This is a genomic window from Streptomyces sp. NPDC054872 (genome assembly GCF_053610705.1).
This window is the reverse complement of sequence record NZ_JBSGYY010000027.1, coordinates 90,330-111,055: the sequence shown is the minus strand read 5'-3', so window position 1 is coordinate 111,055 and position 20,726 is coordinate 90,330. Positions and strand designations below refer to the sequence as shown.

The following is a 20,726-nucleotide window of genomic DNA, read 5'->3' as shown; positions in this document are numbered from 1 at the left end:
TCCGTCGTCGAAGGAGCCACCTGCCCCATGTCCACCGCTGACTCCGACGAAGCACCCGTCCTCCTGCGCACCCACGGCCGCGCGGGGCACATCGTCCTCAACCGTCCCCGTGCCATCAATGCCCTCAACCACGCCATGGTCCGGCTGATGGACGACGCGCTCACCGGCTGGGAGCGGGACGACAGCGTCGGCGTTGTCGTCCTGACCGGGGCCGGTGAGCGGGGGCTGTGTGCCGGGGGTGACATCCGGTCCATCCACGATGACATCCGTGCGGGCGGCGGCGCCGATTCCGTGGCGTTCTGGCGTGACGAGTACCGGCTCAACGCCCGTATCGCCCGCTTCCAGAAGCCGTACGTGGCCGTCATGGACGGCATCGTGATGGGCGGCGGGGTCGGCGTGTCGGCGCACGGCAGCGTGCGGATCGTCACTGAGCGGTCCCGGATCGCCATGCCGGAGACGGGGATCGGCTTCGTCCCGGACGTCGGCGGTACGTACCTGCTGTCGCGGGCACCCGGCGAACTCGGCACCCATCTCGCGCTGACCGGCTCGGCGGTGGGCGCGGGCGACGCCCTTCTGTGCGGTCTCGCCGACCACTACGTGCCGTCGGACCGGTTGCCGGAGTTCACGGCCGCGCTGGCCGGCGCCGACGTGAGCCAGGTGGTCGCGGAGTACGCCGTCGCCGCGCCCGAAGGTGAACTCGCGGCCCACCGCGCGTGGATCGACGCCTGCTATTCCGCCGATTCCGTCGAGGAGATCGTCGACCGGCTCTACAACTCCGGTGACCGCGCGGCCAAGGAGACGGCCGAGACCATCCTCGCCAAGTCACCGACCTCCCTCAAGGTCACGCTCGCCGCTCTGCGCCGGGCCCGTGCCCTCGCCTCCCTGGAGCAGGTGCTCGACCAGGAGTACCGCGTGTCGGCCACCGCGATCGGGGCGCCCGACATGGTCGAGGGCATCCGTGCCCAGGTCGTCGACAAGGACCGTGACCCGCACTGGTCCCCCGCCGAGCTCACGCAGGTGAGCGACGCGGAGGTGGCCCGCCACTTCGCGCCGCGCGCCGGTGACGAGCTCGGTCTCGCCGCCGATTCGGGCCCGCGGCGCCCCTGACCAGGCACCCCGCCTCGTGCTGCGGCGCCGGCGCGAGGCGGACATCACCCGTCACCCCATGGCCGCCGTCAACCTCCGGCCCCGAGGTGATACGCCGGACCGGTCTCGGCTCCGAGAGCGAGGCTCGGGCGCCCTTCTGGGGACGCACCCTGCGCTCCGGCGTTCCGGCGCTCCTGCCGCGCCGAGAGAAAGCCCCCGCTACGGCGGATCGATCTCCGTGACCATGGCGAGGAGCTGGAACGGCAACTCCTTGTCCCATTGCGAGACACCGAGAGCTAGCCACCGCCCGTCGGCCCGCCACAGGTGGAGGTCAGGCACCGAGGAGCTCAGCGACCCCCACGGCTCCGGTATGTCCTCGCCCTCAGGGGCCTGGCCCCCGCCGTCTTCATCCCCATCGTCCTCGCCCCCGTAGCCGTACGCATCGCCCTGCGCCCGCTCGAAGATGCTTGCCAGGCTGAATATCTGGGGCGCCCCCCAGCGCTCGGCGAGCAGGACCGTCAGGGCGTCGCGCTCGGCGTCGTACTGATCCGACGTCGCCTCCCACTCCGTGCCGTCGTCATCCCAGAAGTCGCCACTCGTCAGTAACTCGGCGATGTGATACCCGGGACCGCCGACGCCGGACGGCGACCTGCCGTGCTCCGCGGGGAACTCCCGTGAGCGCAGCAGGTCGATCGCGGCGAGATGCTCTGCGGTACTCATGGCACCCAGTAAACCGGCCGCCACTGACAACTGGCCCACCGTCAGGCCCCACCCGTCACCATCCGGACACCTGCCTCACGCGTCGCGCCGCCGCAGCGCCCACCAGCCCGCGAGGAGCGCGGCGGCCGCCCATGCCGCGGTGACGGCAAGCCCCGCCCAGGGGCCGAGAGTTCCGGCCGGGTTCTCGTGGAGCACCTGCTGCCCCGCCCGGTCGGGCAGGAACTCCGCGACGCCGCTCGCCACGTCCCCGACCACGAAGGACACGATGAGCGTGAACGGGATGAGGATGCTCAGCACGGCGACCCCGCTGCGCAGCAGCACGGTCAGGCCGGCGGCGAGCAGCGCCATGAGCGCGAGGTAGACGCCGCCGCCGACGCATGCCCGTACCGCGCCGTCGTGGCCGAGGCCGATGGCGTACTCCCCCAGGAAGGCCTGACCGGTCAGGAAGCCGACGAAGCTGGTGAGGACTCCGACAGCGAGGGCCAGGGCGCCCACCACCGCGACCTTGGCCCCGTAGAAGAGACCTCGGCGCGGCACCGCGGAGAGCGAGATCCGCAGGGCGCCGTTCAGGTACTCGGAGGACATCGCCGTCGTGCCGAAGCTGATGGCGGCGATCTGGCCGAAGTTGAGCGCGTAGAAGGCGCCGAAGAGCGGTTCGTAGTCGGCGTTGTCCGCCTCCGCCGTGCCGACCGCGGCGAACGCGAGCACGGTGACGGCGACGGTGGCCGCGAAGACGGCGATGAGCGACCCGAGGCTGGCTCGCACCGACTTGATCTTGATCCACTCCGAGCGGAGCACGGCGGTCGTCTGCATGGTCAGGCCTCCTGGCGGGGCGTCGAAGGGGCGGCGGCGAACTCGGCGTCGTCGGCGGTGAGGGCCAGGTAGGCCTGCTCCAAGGAGGCCTGCTGGTCGGAGAGTTCGAGGAGCGGGATGCCGTGGCCGGCCGCGATGGGGCCGATCTCGTCGGCCTTCGCGCCGTCCACGGTCCAGCGGTCGTCCTCCCCGTGCGTCACCGCGTACCCCTTGTCCCGCAGCAGGCCGCGCAGCCGTTCGCCCTCCGGGGTGCGCAGCCGCACCCGCGGGCTGCTGTGTGCCGCGATGAAGTCGGCCATCGAGGTGTCCGCGAGCAGCTTTCCGCGGCCGAGGACCACCAAGTGGTCGGCGAACGTGGCGGTCTCGTTCATGAGGTGGCTCGACACGAGGACCGTCCGGCCCTCGCGGGCGAGGCGGCGCAGGAGTTCGCGGATCCAGATGATGCCCTCGGGGTCGAGGCCGTTGGACGGCTCGTCCAGCATGATGACGCGCGGGTCGCCGAGCAGCGCGGCCGCGATCCCCAGGCGCTGGCGCATGCCGAGGGAGAACGTCTTGATCCGGCGTCCCGCGACGGTGGCGAGCCCGGCCTCTTCGAGGACCTCGTCCACGCGCCGGACGGGGATGCGGTTGGCGGCGGCCAGGGCGAGGAGATGGTTCCGTGCGGTACGCGATCCGTGCGCGGCCTGGGCGTCGAGCAGGGCCCCCACGTGGCGCAGGGGTTCGTCGATGGCCGCGTAGGGACGGCCCCCCACGGTCGCCGTACCCGAGGTGGGCCGGTCGAGGCCGAGGACGAGCCGCATGGTGGTGGACTTGCCCGCGCCGTTGGGGCCGAGGAATCCGGTGACCTTCCCCGGGCGGACGGTGAAGGTCAGTCCGTCCACCGCGCGGGTGGTGCCGTACTCCTTGCTGAGGTCTTGGACGTCGATGCTGGTCATGGGCTCAGACTGGCGGCCGGGAGGGCGGTGGGGCTTCCCCCGCCCGGGGATCGCGTCTCCCCCTCATGGGGGAGCCGGGCAGCGGCGGGTGGCTGGCACGATGACGTGATGCCCCGCTTCCTCAGGCCGCTCACCCGCGCGGTGACCTACACGCGCTGGCTGCACCTGCTCATCGGCGCGGCCGTTCCCTTGACCATCTCGTTCATCTACCCCGGGCTCAGCGACCCTTCGTTCTTCGACTGGATACTGATCGCTCTCCAGCCGATACCGCTGGCGGCGGCCGTCGCCGTCCTGCCGTCCATACGCCGGGCGGAGGGGCTGCAGGCCCGCCTGATGCTGTTTCCGGGGCAGCACGCGCGCGTGCCGGGCACCGCCGAGGATCCCGGCGTGTCCGTGGCTCCCTCCGCGTCCTGGCGGGAACGGGGCAGGACGGCCGTGTGGCTCGTGCTGCGTCTAGAGGCCGGCGCCGTCGCGGCGTTCTGCACGGTGCAGTTGATGGGGACGATGCTGGCCCTCATCGGGTCGGTGACGGAACCCGGCGAGGACCCCGGTGCGCTTCTCCCCCTTCCCGCCCCGCATTGGACGAACGCGCTGCTCGCCCCCCTTCCGCTGCTGCTCCTCCTCGCGCTCGTCGTGGTGGCTGGCCGGCTGATGGCGGTGGCCGCGCGACGGCTGCTCGGCCCCTCCCCCAAGGAGCGGCTGGCCGCCTTGGAGGAGCGCACCGAGCAGCTCCTCGAACGCAACCGCATCGCCCGCGAACTGCACGATTCCATCGGGCACGCGCTGACCGTCGCGGTCGTCCAGGCGGGCGCCGCGCGGGCCGCCGCGGACCCGGAGTTCACCGACCGCGCGCTCGGCGCGATCGAGGAGACGGGCCGTGCCGCCCTGGAAGACCTGGAGCGCGTCCTGCGCGTGCTGCGGGAGGACGGCCGGCCCGCGAGCCGCCGCCCCACGCTCGCCGACGCCGGTCAACTCCTGGACTCCGCGCGCGCTTCGGGGGCGAAGGTCGACACCGAGGTCACCGGCCCCTTGGACCAGATGCCCGGTCCGGTGTCCCGCGAGGCCTACCGCATGCTCCAGGAGGCCCTCACGAACGTGCTGCGCCACTGCGGTCCTGTTCCGGTGCGGGTGCGGCTCGCGGTCGACGCGACGGCCCTGGAGATCGACGTACGCAATCCCCTGCCCACGGCAGGAGAGGCCACCGGGCGTGGCGGCAGCGGACTGCGCGGCATCCGGGAACGGGCCACGCTGCTCGGCGGCCGGGCCACCACGGGCCCCCGCGAGGGCGAGTGGCAGGTGCATGTCCTGCTGCCCCTGGGGTGATCTACGCTGACCGGATGCCGGTCACCGTCCTCCTCGTCGACGACGAACCCCTCGTACGTGCCGGGCTGCGCGCCGTCCTCGAGGCGCAGCCCGACATCGAGGTGGTCGGTGAGGCGGCCGACGGCGCCGCGGTGATTCCGCTCGTGCGCCAACTGCGGCCGGATGTGGTCGCGATGGACGTCCGCATGCCGCTCCTGGACGGCATCGAGGCCACGCGTGCGGTCCTGCGCACCGTGCAGGACCCCCCGAAGATCCTCGTCGTGACGACCTTCGAGAACGACGAGTACGTGTACGAGGCGCTGCGCGCGGGTGCCGACGGCTTCCTCCTGAAGCGTGCCCGCCCCGCGGAGATCGTGAACGCCGTCCGGCTGGTCGCGGAGGGCGAGTCGCTGCTGTTCCCCGCGGCGGTACGGCAGCTGGCCGGGGAGTACGGGCGGCGGCCGGGCAACGCCGCGGCCAGGGACGCCCTGGACCGGGCCGCGCTCACCGAGCGCGAGTCGGCCGTGCTGCGCCTCATGGCACGCGGCCTGTCGAACGCGGAGATCGCGCGGGAGCTGATCGTCGGCGCCGAGACGGTCAAGTCGCACGTGAGCTCCGTCCTGGCGAAGCTGGGGGCCCGGGACCGAACGCAGGCGGTCATCGCCGCGTACGAATCCGGTTTTGTGGCACCCGGGTGAGGGCGAAGGACGATCGGCACTCTGTGTCACAGGTGGGCCCGGCGCTCGCAGTGGCCGGTCCCGGCGAGTACGATCCGCCCATCATGCGCACGAGCTGGGAGGACGGACGTTGGGGCGGCTGACCGGCGGGGATCCCTCTCTGCTGCGGCGGATCAACTCCGCGGTGGTGCTGCACGCGCTGCGTGCGGCGGACTTCGCGACACTCACCGAGATCACCCGGGTGACGGGGCTTTCCAGGCCGACCGTCGAGGGCGTGGTCGAGGGGCTCATCGAGGCCGGGCTCGTGGTGGAGACCGCCGCCGAGGAAGGCGCGGCCAGACGCCAGGGAAGGCCCGCGCGGAGGTTCCGCTTCCGGGCCGAGGCGGGGCATCTGCTCGGCCTGGAGATCGGCCCGCACCGGGTCGCCGCGGTCCTCTCGGATCTGGACGGCCGCGTGCTGGGCTCGGCCGCCAAGGCCGTCGACGAGACCGCCCCGGCCGACGAGCGCCTCGAGCGGCTGCGCATGGCGGTCGCCGATCTGCTGCGCCGCGGCGGGATCGCCCGCAGCTCCCTGCGCGCGGTGGGCGTCGGCAGCCCCGGCATCGTGGAGGCGGACGGCACGGTCCGCCTTGGCACCGCGCTGCCCGAGTGGACGGGGCTGCAGTTGGGCGAGCGCCTTCGCCGGTCCTTCAAGTGCCCGGTCCTGGTGGAGAACGACGCGAACACGGCGGCCGTGGCCGAGCACTGGAAGGGTGCGGCGACCGAGTCCGACGACGTGGTGTTCGTCCTCGCGGGCCTCAGCCCGGGAGCCGGTGCGCTGATCGGCGGACGGCTGCACCGCGGCTACGGCGGCGCCGCGGGCGAGATCGGCGCGCTGCATCTCCTTGGCCGTGACGTGACCCCGGAGACGCTCCTGTCCACCACGGACGAACCGCTGCACCCGCTCGACGAGCAGGCGGTGGCGGAGGTCTTCGCCCACGCGCGCGAGGGTGACGAGCGGGCGCGGCAGGCCGTCGAGCGGTTCATCCAGCGCCTGGTGCACGACGTCGCGGCGCTGGTGCTCGCCCTGGATCCGGAGCTGGTCGTCGTGGGCGGCTGGGCCGCCGGTCTGGACGGCGTACTGGAGCCGCTGCGCCGCGAGTTGGCGCGTTACTGCCTGCGGCCGCCCCGGGTCGCCCTGTCGATGCTCGGCGAAGCGGCGGTCGCGACGGGTGCGTTGCGGCTCGCCCTCGACCACGTCGAAGAGCAACTGTTCGCGGTCGAGGGAACGGTCACGGCGCGGCGCTGAGACGCCGCGCCGAGTCGGGGCTCAGGAAGCCCGGCGCTCCGGACCGTGGTGAATTTCGACGCCGCCCGCGTCGCCGAACGTGAGGCGGCAGGTGTCCGCGCGGTACGTCGCCACGGATACCGCGGCGGTGCGTCCCTCGGCGAAGAAGCGGGTCGTCACGACGAGGACCGGCGCTCCGGGCAGTCGGTCGAGCGCCTTGGCGTCGTCCGCGCGGGCCGAACCGAGCTCGACGGCGCGGTCCTGGCCTTCGAGGCCGAGCCGGTGCAGCTCGCGCAGCACGCCACGCGCGCGTGCCGGTCCCGACGGCGCGTCGATGGCGGAGAGCTCCGCGACGGATGACATCGGCACGTACAGCAGCTCGGCGGCGACGGGCTGGCCGTGCGAGACGCGCGTACGGCGCACCACGTGCACCTGCTCGTCGGGGTCGGCCGCCAGCATGCGGGCCACCTCCGCGGGCGGGACCGCCGGTGCGCAGTCGGCGGGCTGCCAGGCGTCGCCGACCTCGCCCGGCCACGTGCCTTGTGCGGATCCGACGGCCACACCCATCCGCGGCGGGGCGACGGTCGTGCCGACCCCGCGACGGCGCTGCAGCCTGCCTTCGAGCTCCAGCTGTTCGAGTGCCTGGCGGAGCGTGGCGCGGGCGACACCGAACCGGGCGGCGAGATCACGTTCGTTGGGCAGGATCTCGCCGACGGCGAACTCGGAGTCGAGTGCCTCGCTGAGCACGGTCTTGAGGTGCCAGTACTTCGGCTCCGGTGCCGTTTCCAGCTGCGTGGTCCCCACCCTGTCCTCCGCAATCGCCGTGTGCCGGCGGCTTTTTAGCGCCCTTGTTTATTAAAGGTTCCTGCACTATCTCTGCGACGATAGAGCGGCACCCACCCTTGGTCAAGACCAATCCTGGATCCGTTACAGCGCGCACAGGGACGATGCCACAGAGCATTCACGCGTTGTTGGTGTCGGGTCACGCAGCCGTGCCGAACAAGACAAAAACCCCCGCCCTGTACAGGCGGGGGTCCGTCATGTGCGGCCTAGGGGACGAGTCCTACCAGCTTGTCCGGGTTGCGGATGATGTAGACGTACGTGATCCGTCCGTCGACGACGTCCAGCTGGAAGAGGGAGTGCGGCTTGCCGTCGACCAGGAAGAGGACGGAGCTCGCGCCGTTGACCTCAAGGAAGCGGGCCTCCAGCTCCGCGTCCGCCGGTACGCCCCTGCGGGCCGCGCCGTTGAGGAAACGGCCCACCTTGTCGGCCGTCTCGATGACCCGCAGTGGGGCCTTGGCCTTGCCGCCGCTGTCGCCGACGAGACGTACGCCCGGAGCGAGCAGGGACATCAGACCGTCCAGGTCGCCGCTGGTCGCCGCGGCCAGGAACCGCTCGGTCAGGTCCCTGCGCTCGTCCGGATCCACGGCATAGCGCGGCCTGCCCTCCTCGACGTGCTTGCGGGCCCGCGCCGCGAGCTGGCGCACGGCGGGCTCGCCGCGGTCCAGGGTGAGGGCGATCTCCGAGAAGGGGAACCCGAAGGCCTCCCGCAGCACGAACACCGCGCGCTCCAGGGGCGAGAGGGACTCCAGGACGACCAGGACGGCGATGGACACGGAGTCGGCGAGCACGGCCCGCTCGGCGGTGTCGGGGACGGTCGGTCCGAAGTCCGTGACGAGGGGCTCCGGCAGCCATTGCCCCACATAGGACTCGCGCCGGGACTGCGCGTGGCGCAGGCGGTCGATGGCGAGCCGGGTGGTGACACGCACCAAGTAGCCACGTGGTTCGCGTACTTGGGATCGGTCGGCCGCCGCCCAGCGCAGCCAGGAGTCCTGCACCACGTCCTCGGCGTCTGCCACCCGGCCGAGCATGCGGTAGGCCACGCCCATCAGGACGGGCCGGTGTTCCTCGAAGACGTCGGTCACGGTGTCGGTCGCCACTCCTCCATCCCAGCCGACGGGCCACGCGGTGTCCAGGCGAATTCGGTGCGTCACGCCCCACACCGGCCCTGCGGCCGTTGTCCCCACCCTCTTGAACTGGAGGCTACTGAGCGGTAATTGTTGCTGACAAGGTGTCTAAGGTGTCTGAGACCGTCGTCCGGCGACGGGGACTGGAGCAGCAATGGCCGCAGAGGTGTCCTTCAGCGTCGAAACGCCGGGCGGCCCACGGACGCTGTCCGTGGCCTGCGAACGCACGGGCGAGGGCGAGCCGCTGCTCCTGCTGCACGGCATCGGGCACCACCGTCAGGCGTGGGACCCGGTGCTCGGCATTCTGGCCGCGGAGTACGACGTGATAGCCGTGGACCTGCCCGGCTTCGGGGAGTCCCCCGCCCTGCCCGACGGGCTGCCCTACGACATCACGACGGTGGTGTCCGTGCTCGGCGCGCTGTGCGAGGCCCTGGACATCGAGCGTCCGCATGTGGCCGGCAACTCGCTGGGCGGTCTGCTCGCCCTGGAACTCGGCCGGGAGAAGCTCGTGCGCTCGGTCACCGCACTGTCCCCCGCGGGCTTCTGGACGCCCGGTGAGCGGCGTTACGCGTTCAACACCCTGCTCGCCATGCGGCACGGCGCGCGGCTGCTTCCGTTGCCGCTGATCGAACGGCTCTCGCGGAGCATGGCCGGACGTGCGGCGCTGACCAGCACCATCTACGCCCACCCCGGGCGCCGTTCACCCGAGGCCGTCGTCGCCGAGACGCTCGCGCTGCGCGACGCCAAGGGGTTCGAGCAGACCCTGGCCGCCGGGCGAGACGTGCTCTTCGGCGACGACGTGCCCGGCATCGCGGTCACCGTCGCGTGGGGCTCGCGCGACCGGATCCTGCTGCGCCGCCAGGGCGTCCGTGCGAAGCACGCCGTCCCCGAGGCGCGTCTGGTGCGGCTGCCCGGCTGCGGTCACGTCCCGATGAACGACGACCCGGCTCTCGTCTCGCGCGTCGTCCTCGACACCTGCCGCCGTACGCCGGCCGCGTAGCACGCCGGAGCCCAGGGCCACCCCGGCGCCGACGAGCGCGCTGCCCACGGCTTGCGGGACTCCGTAGGTGCCGGTGCCGACCATCGGGGCGGTGAAGGCGGCCGCCACGGGAATGAGACCGGAGAAGAGGGTGGCCCGCTCGGCGCCGATGCGCTGGATGCCCGAGTACCAGCAGACGAAGCCGATGACGGTGACGATCGCCGCCTGCCACAGCAGGGCGGCCGCCTCCGTGGTGCCGGGCATCCGCAGCCAGTCCCCGCCGTCGACCACGACACCGATGGCGGCGGACTCGGCTGCGGCGATCCCGCAGACCGTCGCGGAGAGCAGCTTCGGGCCGAGCGGGCGCAGCACGGGGACGGCGAGGACCGCGAAGCCGACCTCGCCCGCCAGCGCGCACACGGAGAACAGGATGCCGAGCCCGTCCGTACGGCCCCACCCCTGCACGGTGAAGGCTCCGACGGCCACGATCAGCGCCCCGTACATGACCAGGCGCTGTGGCCGGCGGCCCGCGAGGAGCGGCACGATGACCGCCACGACGACCGGGGCGCAGCCCACGAAGACGCCCGGTACGGCCGGTTCCGCCGAGCGTTCGGCGGCGAGGATCGCCAGGTTGAAACCGACCATGCCGACGGCGGCGAGCAGGGCGAGCCGCCCCCACTGGCGGCGTGTGAGGCGGCGGAGCGGCGCCGTGCCGCCCCGCCCGAGCAGCGGCAGGAGCAGCAGGCAGGCCAGGCCGTAGCGCAGGAACTGGCCGCCCGCGTACGGGTAGTCGCCGAGGAGGCTGTTGGCGGTGAAGGAGCCGCCGACGAGGAGGCAGGCGAGGGCCGCGAGGAGTGACCCGCGTGTCAGGTTCGCGTTCATGTCCCCGACGTTAGGAACGGACGCGGATCGGTTTAAGGTCCACTCCCGGGGCCGTTTCGGGGACCACTTCGGGCCCCCTCGGGCGACTTCGCGCGTCCCGCCCGTCCGCCGTCACACCAAGGAGGCGCATCCCGGTGCCATCGAGTTCGGGCCGAGCCTCCGGGACCGCCGCCTGGGAGCTGCTGCTCCCCGCCGCGGCCGCACCCGCCCGCAGCCGTGGCCGCAGCCTGCAGTCGGCGCTGCGCGAGGCGGTGCGGTCCGGGCGCCTTGCGTCGGGGACACGGCTGCCCTCCAGCCGTGAGCTCGCCGCCGACCTGGGCGTCTCACGGGGGCTCGTCACGGAGGCGTACGAGCAGTTGACGGCCGAGGGCTATTTGCGCAGCGACCGCGGCGCGGGCACCTGGGTGGGCGGCGCGGCACGGAAGGCCGCACCGGGTGCACGCGATCTGGCACCACGCGAAGTCCACGCGCGCGTGGACTTCATCGCCGGCACCCCCGATCTGTCCCTGTTCCCGCGCGCCGCGTGGGCGGCCGCGCACCGCGGCGTCCTGGCCGAACTCCCTCACCACGCGCTCGGGTACCCGGACCCGCGGGGCCTGCCCCGGCTGCGTACGGCCCTCGCCGAACTGCTCGTACGCCGCCGGGGCGTGGTCGCGGACCCCGAGGCGATCGTCGTCTGTTCCGGCGTGGCGCAGGCCATGGCCCTGGTGGGCTTCGTGCTGCACGCGCGCGGGGTGCGCACCGTGGGCGTCGAGGACCCCGGGAGCCCGCAGCACGGCGAGCTGTTCGCCTCGGCGGACGTGGCCACGGCGCCGGTGCCCCTGGACGAGGAGGGTGTCGTCATCGGCGCACTGCGGGAGCGGGGCCTGCGGGCGGTCGTCACCACGCCCGCGCATCAGTTCCCGCTGGGTATCGGCTGTTCGGCCGGGCGGCGCGCCGAACTCCTGGACTGGGCGCGGGCCGTGGACGGTCTGGTCATCGAGGACGACTACGACGGGGACTTCCGCTACGACCGAGCCCCGGTGGGCGCGCTGCAAGGCCTCGACCCCGGGCACGTGGCCTACACGGGCTCGGTCAGCAAGTCGCTCGCCCCGGGGCTTCGCCTCGGCTGGCTGCTCGTACCGGAGTCGATGACCGATGAGGTCGTCGCCCGCAAACGCATGATGGACCTGGGCAATCCGGTGCTCGACCAGGCCGTGCTCGCGCGCTTCGTCGAACGCGGCGACTACGACCGCCACCTGCGCCGCTGTCAGCGTGCCTACCGGGAACGCAGGGACGCGCTCGTCGCCGCCCTCGACGAGCACTTTCCCGGTACGGAGGTGTCCGGCATCGCCGCCGGACTGCACGTCATCGCCCGGCTGCCCCGGCAACGGGGCTCGCAGGCCGACTTCCTGCGGCGGGCAGCCGCGGCCGGGGTCGCGGTCCGCCCGTTGAGCGACTACGGCTCGGCCGACGCCCCCGGGGTGCGCCTCGTGCTCGGCTACGCCCACCTCACCCCCGCCCGGATCGCCGAGGGGGTACGGCTGCTCGCCGGGGCCGATCCCGGACGCGGTGACGGCGCGGGGACGGTCCGGTTACAGCACGTCATTAGGGTCAGCCGGGCCCGGTGACCGCGAGCGCCGTCGTCCGGGCCCGGTGACCTGAGCGAGCCGCTCGGACACGGTGCCGGAGTAGTCCGGGGGGAGCAGACCTGTGGCCGAGGCCGAAGTCATCGTCCAGCTCCGCACCCCGCCGCGTGCCGCGACCGCGGACTCCACGGGTGTGCTGGACGTCAGCAGCCTTCTGGAGCGGTGGTTCGGCGTGACGGCGGAGCCGCTGCACCCCGGCGCCGACGACCCGGCCCTCATCGGATGGCAACGGGTCGCCGTCCCCGCCGGCGTGGACGCCGAGGCCGTGGCCACGGCCCTGCGCGGCCACCCGGCAGTCGAGGCCGCCTATGTGAAACCACCGGCGGACCTTCCGTGACGTGGTGAAGGAGTCAGCTGTGCCACAGCGATCAGGTGCGGGCAACAGCCGGGGGAACAGCAGCCCGGCTCCAGAAATCGGACCACTCTTCGGACGCCCTGAGCTGGTGTGCGTCACGCGCGCCGACGCCGGGGTACGCATCACTGAGACCGGTGCGAGTGCCGTGGCGGACATCTCCGTCAGCGGTCTCGATGCCGTGGCGGCCCAGGAGGACGTCACCATCCGGCCGTTGTTCGGTGTGGACCAGGAGAGGCTGCGCGCCCAGGCGGGGCCGCTGCCGGAGGCCGCGGGGGCCGACGACGCCATGCCGGAGATACTCGACCGGATGGCGCTCTTCTTCCATGTCGACGCCCCGGAGGACCAGTTGGACGCGCTGGCCGAGCGGCTCCGCGCGTCGGACGCCGTGGAGGGTGCCTACGTCAAGCCCGCCGCCGCCCTGGCCGTCCCCGAGGTCGTCCCGAAGAAGGAGAGCGCGGAGGCAGAGCTTCCGCCGCTCAACGACATGCTGCCGACGGGCGCCGACGCACCGCCCGTGACCCCGGACTTCACCGCCCGGCAGGGCTACCTCGACGCGGCTCCGGGAGGCGTGGACGCCCGGTACGCGTGGACCCTCGCGGGTGGGCGCGGCGCCGGCGTCCGGGTGATCGACTGCGAGTGGGGCTGGCGCTTCACCCACGAGGACCTGCGCCTGAACCAGGGCGGCATCGTCTCCGGCACGGGCAGCACGGACACCGATCACGGCACCGCGGTGCTCGGCGAGATCGGCGGCGACGTCAACGCGTTCGGGATCACCGGCATCGCGCCCGACGCCGTCACCAGCGCGTCCGCCTTCTCCATTCCCACGGCCACGGCGATCCGCAACGCCGCCGACCGGCTCGGCCCCGGCGACATCATCCTGCTTGAGATCCACCGCGCGGGGCCGCACGCGACCGGCGTCGGCCAGATCGGGTACATCGCCGTCGAATGGTGGCCGGACGACTACCTGGCCATCCGCTACGCCGTGAACAAGGGCATCACCGTCGTCGAGGCCGCGGGCAACGGCGCGGAGAACCTGGACCACGCCGACTACGACACCCCGCGGGCCGGCTTCCCCGCCTGGTGGCGCAACCCCTTCCGGCGCACAGCGCTGGACGCGGGCGCCGTCATCGTCGGTGCCGGGGCGCCGCCGCCCGGCACCCACGGCCGTCAGCACGGCCCGGACCGCTCCCGGCTCGATTTCTCCAACTACGGTGCCTGCGTGGACGCCCAGGGCTGGGGGCGTGAGGTGACCACCGCCGGGTACGGCGACCTTCAGGCGGGCGCCGATCGGGACTTCTGGTACACGGACCAGTTCAGCGGTACGTCCAGCGCGTCGCCGATCGTCGTGGGGGCGGTCGCGAGCACCCAGGGTGTCCTGCGTGCGGCGGGCCGGATCCCGCTGTCTCCCTCGCGGGCCCGCCAGCTGCTGCGCTCCACCGGGTCGGTGCAGCAGGACGCACCGGGCCGCCCGGCGACCCAGCGGATCGGCAGGCGGCCGGACCTGCGGCAGCTCGTCCCGGCGGCCCTCCAGACGAGCAGCTGGGTCGGCGTCCAGTTCCGGGGCACCCTCGCCGGGCACCGTACCGGCCGCTGGTTCACCTTCAACTGGCCCGCCCACTGGCACGTGGTGTGGACGGTCGTCCCGACCAGTCCGCGCACCGGCGCCCCGCAGATCGGCTGGAAGGTCCGGGTCGAGCGGGCCAACGACACGTACGCGACGTACTGGATCGACGTGACCAACCTCGTGGCCGACCCGGTCGACTTCGAGGCCCGGTTCGCGGTTCTCGGATGGTGATTCGCGGTTCTCGGACGCTGAGAGGAAAACGACGATGCGCGTAGGCACACAGTTCACCGGCACACTCAACCCCGGACAGACCGGGCGCTGGTTCACCTTCAACTGGCCGCAGGGCTGGCACGTCATCTGGTACTTCATGCCGACGTCACCGCAGACCGGCAGCCCGCAGATCGAGTGGGAGACCGAGGTGGAGCGCGCCTCGGCCACCACGGTCACGTACTGGCTGACGGTGAAGAACATCGGGAGCACCCAGATGAACTTCGAAGGCCGGTACGCGGTTCTCAACTAGGCGAGGGGACGGCCATGCAGGTACACATCACGATCGCGGAGGACGCGGGCGCGGCACCCGCGCCGGCACCGTCACCGGGCGCCGGAACGGAGCGGCAGCCCTCCATGACGCTGAACGCCACGGGAGCCGCCGGCGCCGGACCCGTCATGGACGGCGGTCAGGCCCCGGGCTGGCTCACCGAGCTCGTCAGGCTCGCCGACGCCGGAGAGGTGGCCCGCCCCGGTGAGGAGTCACCGGAGACCCGCCCGCACTCCGGCGGCCGGGCCATGGACGCCGGGAGCGCGAGGTGAGGAGGACGTACACGTAGCCGTACGGAGTTGCCGTATCAAGCGGCCGTGTCAGGAGTTGGCCCACGCGCGCGTGCAGAGCACCAGGCGGTAGCCGTCGGGGTCCTCGACGGTGGCGCCCCACTCGTTCCAGTACGGGTTGGGTGACTGGACGCGCGTGCCGCCGTGCTCCTCCAGGCGGGCCACCAAGCTGTCGGGGACCTGCTCGTCGAGGTAGATGACGAGCAGGTCCTCCTCCGTGGGGCGGGGCAGGACCGGCTTGTCGGCCTCGTGGACGAGTTCGAGATGCCAGGAGGCGTCCGGCCAGCCCGCCATCAGCAGGTCGTGCTCACCGGGAGCGCCGCCGCCCCGCGCACGCCATACGACGTCGAGGCCGAGGCCCGCGACCCAGAAGCGCTCCGCCGCCGCGAGGTCGCGGGACGGGCGGGCGATGCGTATGTGGCTCTGACCGTTGACGGGCACGGGTCCCCCTTCGACGGGCGCGCTCGGCCACGCGCCTCTGCCGCCGAGCGTAGACACCCGGCGATCTTCCGGCATCGGTCCTCCGGCCTCGGGCGGAGGGGCCGGGCGCTGCGACCTGCGACCTAGACCTGCGGCTCGGGGTCTCGGCCGCTGCCGCCACCGATCCGGGCGACGCGGCCTTCGCACACCGGTTCCCTTGCACCCATGGGCAGTTGTTCACTTGTGGTTTGTGTGTGCGCCGCCGCGCACCACTAGTTGTTGCCCTGCACACTGGTCGGACCTGTCACTGGAGGCGCATCCATGTCCCACCCTCAACCGAGCCCGTCCCCTCGCCGCCGCAGTGTGCTGCGCGGCTCGCTCGCCGTGCCGGCGGCGCTGGCCGTGCCGTCCGTCGCCGGGGCCGCCCCGGCGTTCGCCCGGTCGGGGCGCCCGCGGGCCGAGTGGGGTGTGCAGGCCGGTGACGTGACAGCGCACGCGGGTCTGGTGTGGGTACGGTCCGACCGTCCGGCCCGCATGATCGTGGAGACGTCCGCCACCGAGTCGTTCCGCAATCCCACCCGCTGGAAGGGCCCGGTCCTTGGCCCCGACACCGACTTCACCGGGACGACGCGGCTGCGCGGGCTGCCCGCGGGCGAGCAGATCCACTACCGCGTGGTCCTGGCCGACCCCGACGACCCCAGACGCACGGGAGAGCCGGTCACCGGCACGTTCCGTACGACGCCGAAGGGGCGCAAGGACGGGGTGCGCTTCCTGTGGTCGGGGGACATCGCGGGCCAGGGGTGGGGCATCAACCCGGACCGGGGCGGCTGGCGCGTCTTCGACGAGATGCGCCGCAGGGACCCTGACTTCTTCCTGTGCAGCGGCGACAACATCTACGCCGACGGGCCCATCCTGCCGAGCGTGACCCTGCCCGACGGCACGGTGTGGCGGAACGTGACCACGGAGGAGAAGTCGAAGGTCGCCGAGTCGCTCGCGGAGTTCCGTGGCGCCTTCCGCTACAACCTGCTCGACGAGAACCTGCGGCGCTTCAACGCCCAGGTGCCCTCCATCGTCCAGTGGGACGACCACGAGGTGCGCAACAACTGGTACCCGGGGCAGATCCTGACCGACCCCCGCTACACCGAGAAGAACGTGGACGTCCTCGCCGGTCGCTCCCTGCGGGCCTTCAGCGAGTACTACCCCATCTCGACGCTGTCGCCGGGCGACGAGGACGGGCGGGTGTACCGCGTGCTGCGGCACGGCCCGCTCCTCGATGTGTTCGTCCTGGACATGCGCTCCTACCGCAACGCCAACTCGCCCGGCCGGCAGCCCGACGACGCCACCGGCATCCTGGGCGCCCGCCAACTGCGGTGGCTGAAGCGTGAGCTGTCGCGTTCGCGTGCCACCTGGAAGGTCATCGCATCCGACATGCCGCTGGGCCTCGTCGTGCCCGACGGCTCGGCGAACTTCGAGGCCGTCGCGCAGGGCGACCCCGGCGCGCCGCTGGGCCGTGAGCTGCAGATCGCGGAACTGCTGCGCCACATCAAGCACCGCAAGGTCACCGGAACGGTGTGGCTGACCGCCGACGTGCACTACACGTCGGCGCAGCACTACGACCCCTCGCGCGCGGCGTTCAAGGACTTCGCGCCGTTCTGGGAGTTCGTGTCGGGACCGCTGGCGGCGGGCGGCTTCCAGGCCCTCAAGCTCGACGGGACGTTCGGCGCCGAGCAGCGCTTCATCAAGGCGCCGAACCGTTCCAACACCTCGCCGGCCGAGACGCCCCAGTACTTCGGCGAGATCGACATCGACGGCGGCAGCGGTGAGCTGACCGTGCGGCTGCGCCAGGAGGGCGGCGGCGTGCTGTTCACGAAGGTGCTGCGCCCGGGACAGGTGGGACAGCAGTGATTTCGCCCCCGAACGCACACCGAAGGGTCGCGTCCGCGCGTCGGCAAAGACCAAAGTTGAACTAAACGGACAGAAGGCGTCTTAACTCATCAGTCACAAAACGTTCGTGATCACGCAACACCCTTCCTCCACAGTGACTGCATGAGTGCTGACATGTCTGATGTGACGCGAACCAAACACGGCCGCCCCGTGCACCACTGGCGGCGAGACCTGGTGGAACTCGCCGCCCTCTTCACGGCCGTGGCCGTGGCGGACGCGGTGGCGAACATGATCGGGCACGGCCCCGACGGCCCCGCCCTGCTCGTGATCTCGGCCGTGGCGCTGCTCGCCACGGTCGGGTTCCACACATGGTGGGCACGCCGCCACAACCACGCGCCCCCGACGGCCGACGATACGGACGCCCGGCCGCAGCCCGCCGGGCAGCCGACCGGGACCACCGCGACCGAGTCCCCCGCGGGCGAGACGACACTGTGGCGGATGCGCACCACCGTGCGGGACGAGCCCGGCGCGCTCGCCGCCCTGTGCACGGCCCTGGCCCACGCCAGGGTCGACATCCTGAGCCTCCAGGCGCACCCGCTGGCCGAAGGCACCGTCGACGAGTTCCTGCTCCGCTCCCCCGCCGCCCTGCCCGCGGCGGAGATCACCCGGGGCGTCGCGCACGCGGGCGGCTCGGAAACCTGGATCGAGCGGGCGGACGCCCACGACCTGGTGGACGCCCCCACCCGCATCCTCGGCCTGGCCACCCGCACCGCCCTGGACGCGGCCGAACTCCCGCTCGCACTGCGGCAGTTGCTCGGCCGGTGCACCATCCGGTCGCTGCCCGCGAAGGCTCCGGGCGGGTCCGGGCCGCGGGCGGACAAGCCCGCCGACGCCGCACCCGTCGAGGGCGCGCTCGAAGGCCAAGGGACGGTGCTCCGGCTCCAGGCACCTGCCGGCGAAGTGATCACCGTGGAGCGGCCGTACCTGCCGTTCACACCGACCGAGTTCGCCCGCGCGCGTGCCCTGGTCGAGCTCGACACCCGGCTCGGCCCGCGCATCCCGCACAGCCAGGACGTACTGACCCTCGCCGAGGGCAACTCCATCACCGTGCGCCGGGCCGACACCACCGATGTCGAAGCGGCCAAGGCCATGCACGACCGCTGCTCGCGGCGGACCCTCGGCATGCGGTACCACGGCCCCGTACGGGACGCCGACCGCTATCTCACCCACCTGCTCAGCCCGCGGTTCGGCCGCACCCTGGCGGTACAGACCGCGTCCGGGCGCATCGTCGGCATCGGCCATCTGCTCTGGGACGGGGACGAGACCGAGATCGCGCTGCTCGTCGAGGACGACTGGCAGCGCCGCGGCATCGGCAGCGAACTGCTCGGGCGCCTGGTGACGATGGCGGTCGAGGCGGGCTGCGAGAGCGTGTACGCGGTGACGCAGGCGTCCAACACGGGCATGGTCGCCGCCATGCGCGGCCTCGGACTGCCCCTCGACTACCAGATCGAGGAGGGCACGCTGGTGATCACCGCGCGTCTCGACGCCACGCCGGTGAGTTCGCGGCTGCCGTACGACCAGCCGCAGGGGCGGTCGGAGCGGCACTGATCCGGTGCGCTCCGGCCGACGCCTCGGTGCCGGCCGGCCGGGGGCCGAGGGCGCGGTCGAGGTCCTGCCACAGGTCCTCGACGTCCTCGAGCCCGGCCGAGAGCCGCAGCAGCTTGTCACTCACACCCGACCCGCGCCGGTCCGCCGGGTCCACGACGCGGTGGCTGATGGACGCCGGATGCTGGATGAGCGTGTCGACGCTGCCGAGGCTGACCGCCGGGGTGATCAGACGCACCCCGGCGGTCACCTCGTGCGGGTCGCCGATGACCTCGAAGGCGACCATGGCGCCGCCGAGCCGCGGATAGTGCACCCGGCTCACGCGCGGGTCGGCGGCCAGCCGCCGCGCGAGCTCCGCCGCGTTCGCGGAGGCCGCACGCACCCGCACCGGGAGCGTGGAGAGCCCGCGCAGCAGCAGATAGCCCGCGAGCGGATGCAGCACCCCACCGGTGGCGAAGCGCACCTGCCGCAACTGCCGCGCGAACTCCTCGTCACACGCGACCACTCCGCCGAGGACGTCGCCGTGGCCGCCCAGGTACTTGGTGGCGCTGTGCAGCACGAGCCGCGCGCCGCTCTCGACGGGCCGTTGCAGGACGGGCGTCGCGAAGGTGTTGTCGGCGAGCAGCGGAACCGTCCCGCAGGCGTGGGCCACCGCACGCAGATCGAGTTCGGCGAGGGTCGGGTTGGCGGGCGACTCGACGAGAACGAGGCCCGTGTCGGGGCGTATGGCGTCGGCGATCCCCGCGGGATCGACCCAGGTCACCTCGGAGCCGAGGAGCCCCGCCGTCAGGAGGTGGTCGCTGCAGCCGTACAGCGGACGGACCGCGACGACATGGCGCAGGTCCGCCGCTCCCCGTACGAGGAGGACCGCGGTCAGCGCCGCCATGCCGCTGGCGAAAGCGACCGCGCTCTCGGTGCCTTCGAGCCTGGCCAGGGCGGTCTCGAAGCGGGCGACGGTGGGGTTCGCGAGGCGGGCGTAGACGGGCGGGCCGTCGTCCAGGGCGCCGTCGGCGGCGAAGGCGTCGATGCGCGCTGCCTCGCCGCGGGTGTCGTACGACGGGTAGGTGGTGGACAAGTCGATCGGGGCGGCGTGCAGACCGAGCCCGGCGAGGTCGTCGCGTCCGGCGTGCACGGCCTCGGTGGCCAGGGCCCGGGGCGCGGGAGCGGCCGTGGGTACCGAAGGTGCCGACGTCCGTGCCGGGTGGCCGGATCCGAAGCGGGTTTCCGTGTTCGTGTCCATGCCGGACAGCCTGAACAAAGGCCGGTGCCTGATGGTTGAACCCCGTGCTACGTTCGGCAAGTGGCTGATTCTGTCGTACTCGACCCGGTGGATCTCCGCATCCTGCGGCTGCTGCAGAACGATGCCCGGATCACCTACCGCGATCTCGCGGCCCAGGTCGGTGTCGCGCCGTCGACCTGCCTGGACCGTATCTCCCGGTTGCGCCGATCCGGGGTGATTCTCGGTCACCAGCTGCGGCTCGACCCGGCGAAACTCGGACGCGGCCTTGAGGCACTGCTCTCCGTGCAGGTGCGACCGCACCGGCGAGAGCTCGTCGGGCCGTTCGTGGAGCGGATCAGGGCGCTGCCCGAATCCCGGTCGGTGTTCCATCTCGCGGGCCCGGACGACTATTTGGTGCACGTGGCGGTGGCCGACACGGCGGACCTCCAGCGGCTCGTCCTCGACGAGTTCACGGCGCGCCGCGAAGTGGCGCGCGTGGAGACACGGTTGATCTTCCAGCAGTGGGACTGCGGCCCGCTCCTTCCGCCGGGTCCGGGGGCCGATGACCATGGGGAGACCTCCGGCCAATCATGAT

Annotated in this window: 20 protein-coding genes and 1 pseudogene; 13 read left to right on the top strand and 8 right to left on the bottom strand. The window is 72.5% G+C overall.

Going from position 1 to position 20,726, the window contains the following annotated elements; all coding sequences use genetic code 11:
* The first annotated feature begins 27 nt into the window (after positions 1–27).
* Positions 28–1,107 carry an enoyl-CoA hydratase/isomerase family protein gene (locus ACWGIH_RS28940; RefSeq protein WP_453451141.1) on the top strand — a complete coding sequence of 360 codons (1,080 nt, stop codon included), beginning with the start codon at positions 28–30 and terminating at the stop codon, positions 1,105–1,107.
* A 198-nt stretch (positions 1,108–1,305) separates the two neighbouring features.
* On the opposite strand, the gene ACWGIH_RS28935 is transcribed toward ACWGIH_RS28940, so the two are convergent.
* From ACWGIH_RS28935 to ACWGIH_RS28925, 3 genes are all read right to left on the bottom strand, one after another.
* Positions 1,306–1,806 (bottom strand): hypothetical protein, encoded by a 501-nt coding sequence (locus ACWGIH_RS28935; RefSeq protein WP_453451140.1) that lies wholly within the window; start codon positions 1,804–1,806, stop codon positions 1,306–1,308.
* A gap of 75 nt (positions 1,807–1,881) precedes the next feature.
* Positions 1,882–2,619, bottom strand: coding sequence for an ABC transporter permease (locus ACWGIH_RS28930; RefSeq protein WP_453451139.1), 738 nt, complete (start codon positions 2,617–2,619; stop codon positions 1,882–1,884).
* Positions 2,620–2,621: 2 nt separating this feature from the next.
* The gene (locus tag ACWGIH_RS28925) at positions 2,622–3,554 is read right to left on the bottom strand and encodes an ABC transporter ATP-binding protein (protein ID WP_453451138.1); all 933 of its coding nucleotides are present in this window, start codon (positions 3,552–3,554) and stop codon (positions 2,622–2,624) included.
* Positions 3,555–3,662: 108 nt separating this feature from the next.
* Between ACWGIH_RS28925 and ACWGIH_RS28920 the strand changes: the two genes are divergently transcribed.
* The 3 genes from ACWGIH_RS28920 (at position 3,663) to ACWGIH_RS28910 (ending at position 6,821) form a co-directional block, all read left to right on the top strand.
* Positions 3,663–4,877 carry a sensor histidine kinase gene (locus tag ACWGIH_RS28920; RefSeq protein ID WP_453451137.1) on the top strand — a complete coding sequence of 405 codons (1,215 nt, stop codon included), beginning with the start codon at positions 3,663–3,665 and terminating at the stop codon, positions 4,875–4,877.
* Positions 4,878–4,891: 14 nt separating this feature from the next.
* Positions 4,892–5,554, top strand: coding sequence for a response regulator (locus ACWGIH_RS28915; RefSeq protein WP_453451136.1), 663 nt, complete (start codon positions 4,892–4,894; stop codon positions 5,552–5,554).
* 109 nt (positions 5,555–5,663) lie between these two features.
* Positions 5,664–6,821: an ROK family transcriptional regulator gene (locus tag ACWGIH_RS28910; protein ID WP_453451135.1), complete on the top strand. Its 1,158-nt coding sequence runs from the start codon at positions 5,664–5,666 to the stop codon at positions 6,819–6,821.
* A 21-nt stretch (positions 6,822–6,842) separates the two neighbouring features.
* On the opposite strand, the gene ACWGIH_RS28905 is transcribed toward ACWGIH_RS28910, so the two are convergent.
* Positions 6,843–7,604 carry a GntR family transcriptional regulator gene (locus ACWGIH_RS28905; RefSeq protein WP_453451134.1) on the bottom strand — a complete coding sequence of 254 codons (762 nt, stop codon included), beginning with the start codon at positions 7,602–7,604 and terminating at the stop codon, positions 6,843–6,845.
* A 245-nt stretch (positions 7,605–7,849) separates the two neighbouring features.
* Positions 7,850–8,740 carry an RNA polymerase sigma factor SigJ gene (sigJ, locus tag ACWGIH_RS28900; RefSeq protein ID WP_453451157.1) on the bottom strand — a complete coding sequence of 297 codons (891 nt, stop codon included), beginning with the start codon at positions 8,738–8,740 and terminating at the stop codon, positions 7,850–7,852.
* Between the two features lie 181 nt (positions 8,741–8,921).
* Between sigJ and ACWGIH_RS28895 the strand changes: the two genes are divergently transcribed.
* A complete protein-coding gene (locus ACWGIH_RS28895; RefSeq protein ID WP_453451133.1) occupies positions 8,922–9,767 on the top strand; it encodes an alpha/beta fold hydrolase in 846 nt (281 codons plus the stop codon).
* Between the two features lie 72 nt (positions 9,768–9,839).
* Here the strand turns inward: ACWGIH_RS28895 and ACWGIH_RS28890 are convergent.
* Positions 9,840–10,628: pseudogene (locus ACWGIH_RS28890) on the bottom strand (DMT family transporter); the annotation flags it as partial.
* Positions 10,629–10,762: 134 nt separating this feature from the next.
* Between ACWGIH_RS28890 and pdxR the strand changes: the two are divergent.
* The 5 genes from pdxR (at position 10,763) to ACWGIH_RS28865 (ending at position 14,985) form a co-directional block, all read left to right on the top strand.
* On the top strand, positions 10,763–12,238 hold the full coding sequence (gene pdxR / locus ACWGIH_RS28885) for a MocR-like pyridoxine biosynthesis transcription factor PdxR (protein WP_453451132.1): 1,476 nt from the start codon (positions 10,763–10,765) through the stop codon (positions 12,236–12,238).
* Positions 12,239–12,320: 82 nt separating this feature from the next.
* Entirely contained in the window at positions 12,321–12,593 is a 273-nt protein-coding gene (locus tag ACWGIH_RS28880) for a hypothetical protein (protein WP_453451131.1), read from the top strand.
* Between the two features lie 19 nt (positions 12,594–12,612).
* Positions 12,613–14,406 carry a S8 family peptidase gene (locus tag ACWGIH_RS28875; RefSeq protein WP_453451130.1) on the top strand — a complete coding sequence of 598 codons (1,794 nt, stop codon included), beginning with the start codon at positions 12,613–12,615 and terminating at the stop codon, positions 14,404–14,406.
* A 34-nt stretch (positions 14,407–14,440) separates the two neighbouring features.
* On the top strand, positions 14,441–14,695 hold the full coding sequence (locus ACWGIH_RS28870) for a hypothetical protein (protein ID WP_453451129.1): 255 nt from the start codon (positions 14,441–14,443) through the stop codon (positions 14,693–14,695).
* Between the two features lie 14 nt (positions 14,696–14,709).
* Positions 14,710–14,985, top strand: coding sequence for a hypothetical protein (locus tag ACWGIH_RS28865; protein WP_453451128.1), 276 nt, complete (start codon positions 14,710–14,712; stop codon positions 14,983–14,985).
* Positions 14,986–15,033: 48 nt separating this feature from the next.
* On the opposite strand, the gene ACWGIH_RS28860 is transcribed toward ACWGIH_RS28865, so the two are convergent.
* Positions 15,034–15,444: a VOC family protein gene (locus tag ACWGIH_RS28860; protein WP_453451127.1), complete on the bottom strand. Its 411-nt coding sequence runs from the start codon at positions 15,442–15,444 to the stop codon at positions 15,034–15,036.
* Between the two features lie 300 nt (positions 15,445–15,744).
* Between ACWGIH_RS28860 and ACWGIH_RS28855 the strand changes: the two genes are divergently transcribed.
* Both ACWGIH_RS28855 and ACWGIH_RS28850 read left to right on the top strand, forming a co-directional pair.
* A complete protein-coding gene (locus tag ACWGIH_RS28855) occupies positions 15,745–17,328 on the top strand; it encodes an alkaline phosphatase D family protein (protein WP_453451126.1) in 1,584 nt (527 codons plus the stop codon).
* 153 nt (positions 17,329–17,481) lie between these two features.
* Positions 17,482–18,915 (top strand): N-acetyltransferase family protein, encoded by a 1,434-nt coding sequence (locus ACWGIH_RS28850; RefSeq protein WP_453451156.1) that lies wholly within the window; start codon positions 17,482–17,484, stop codon positions 18,913–18,915.
* Here the strand turns inward: ACWGIH_RS28850 and ACWGIH_RS28845 are convergent.
* The gene (locus ACWGIH_RS28845) at positions 18,836–20,170 is read right to left on the bottom strand and encodes a trans-sulfuration enzyme family protein (protein WP_453451125.1); all 1,335 of its coding nucleotides are present in this window, start codon (positions 20,168–20,170) and stop codon (positions 18,836–18,838) included. The genes ACWGIH_RS28850 and ACWGIH_RS28845 overlap by 80 nt on opposite strands.
* Before the next feature lie 42 nt (positions 20,171–20,212).
* Between ACWGIH_RS28845 and ACWGIH_RS28840 the strand changes: the two genes are divergently transcribed.
* The gene (locus ACWGIH_RS28840) at positions 20,213–20,725 is read left to right on the top strand and encodes an Lrp/AsnC family transcriptional regulator (protein ID WP_453451124.1); all 513 of its coding nucleotides are present in this window, start codon (positions 20,213–20,215) and stop codon (positions 20,723–20,725) included.
* Position 20,726 lies beyond the last annotated feature (1 nt).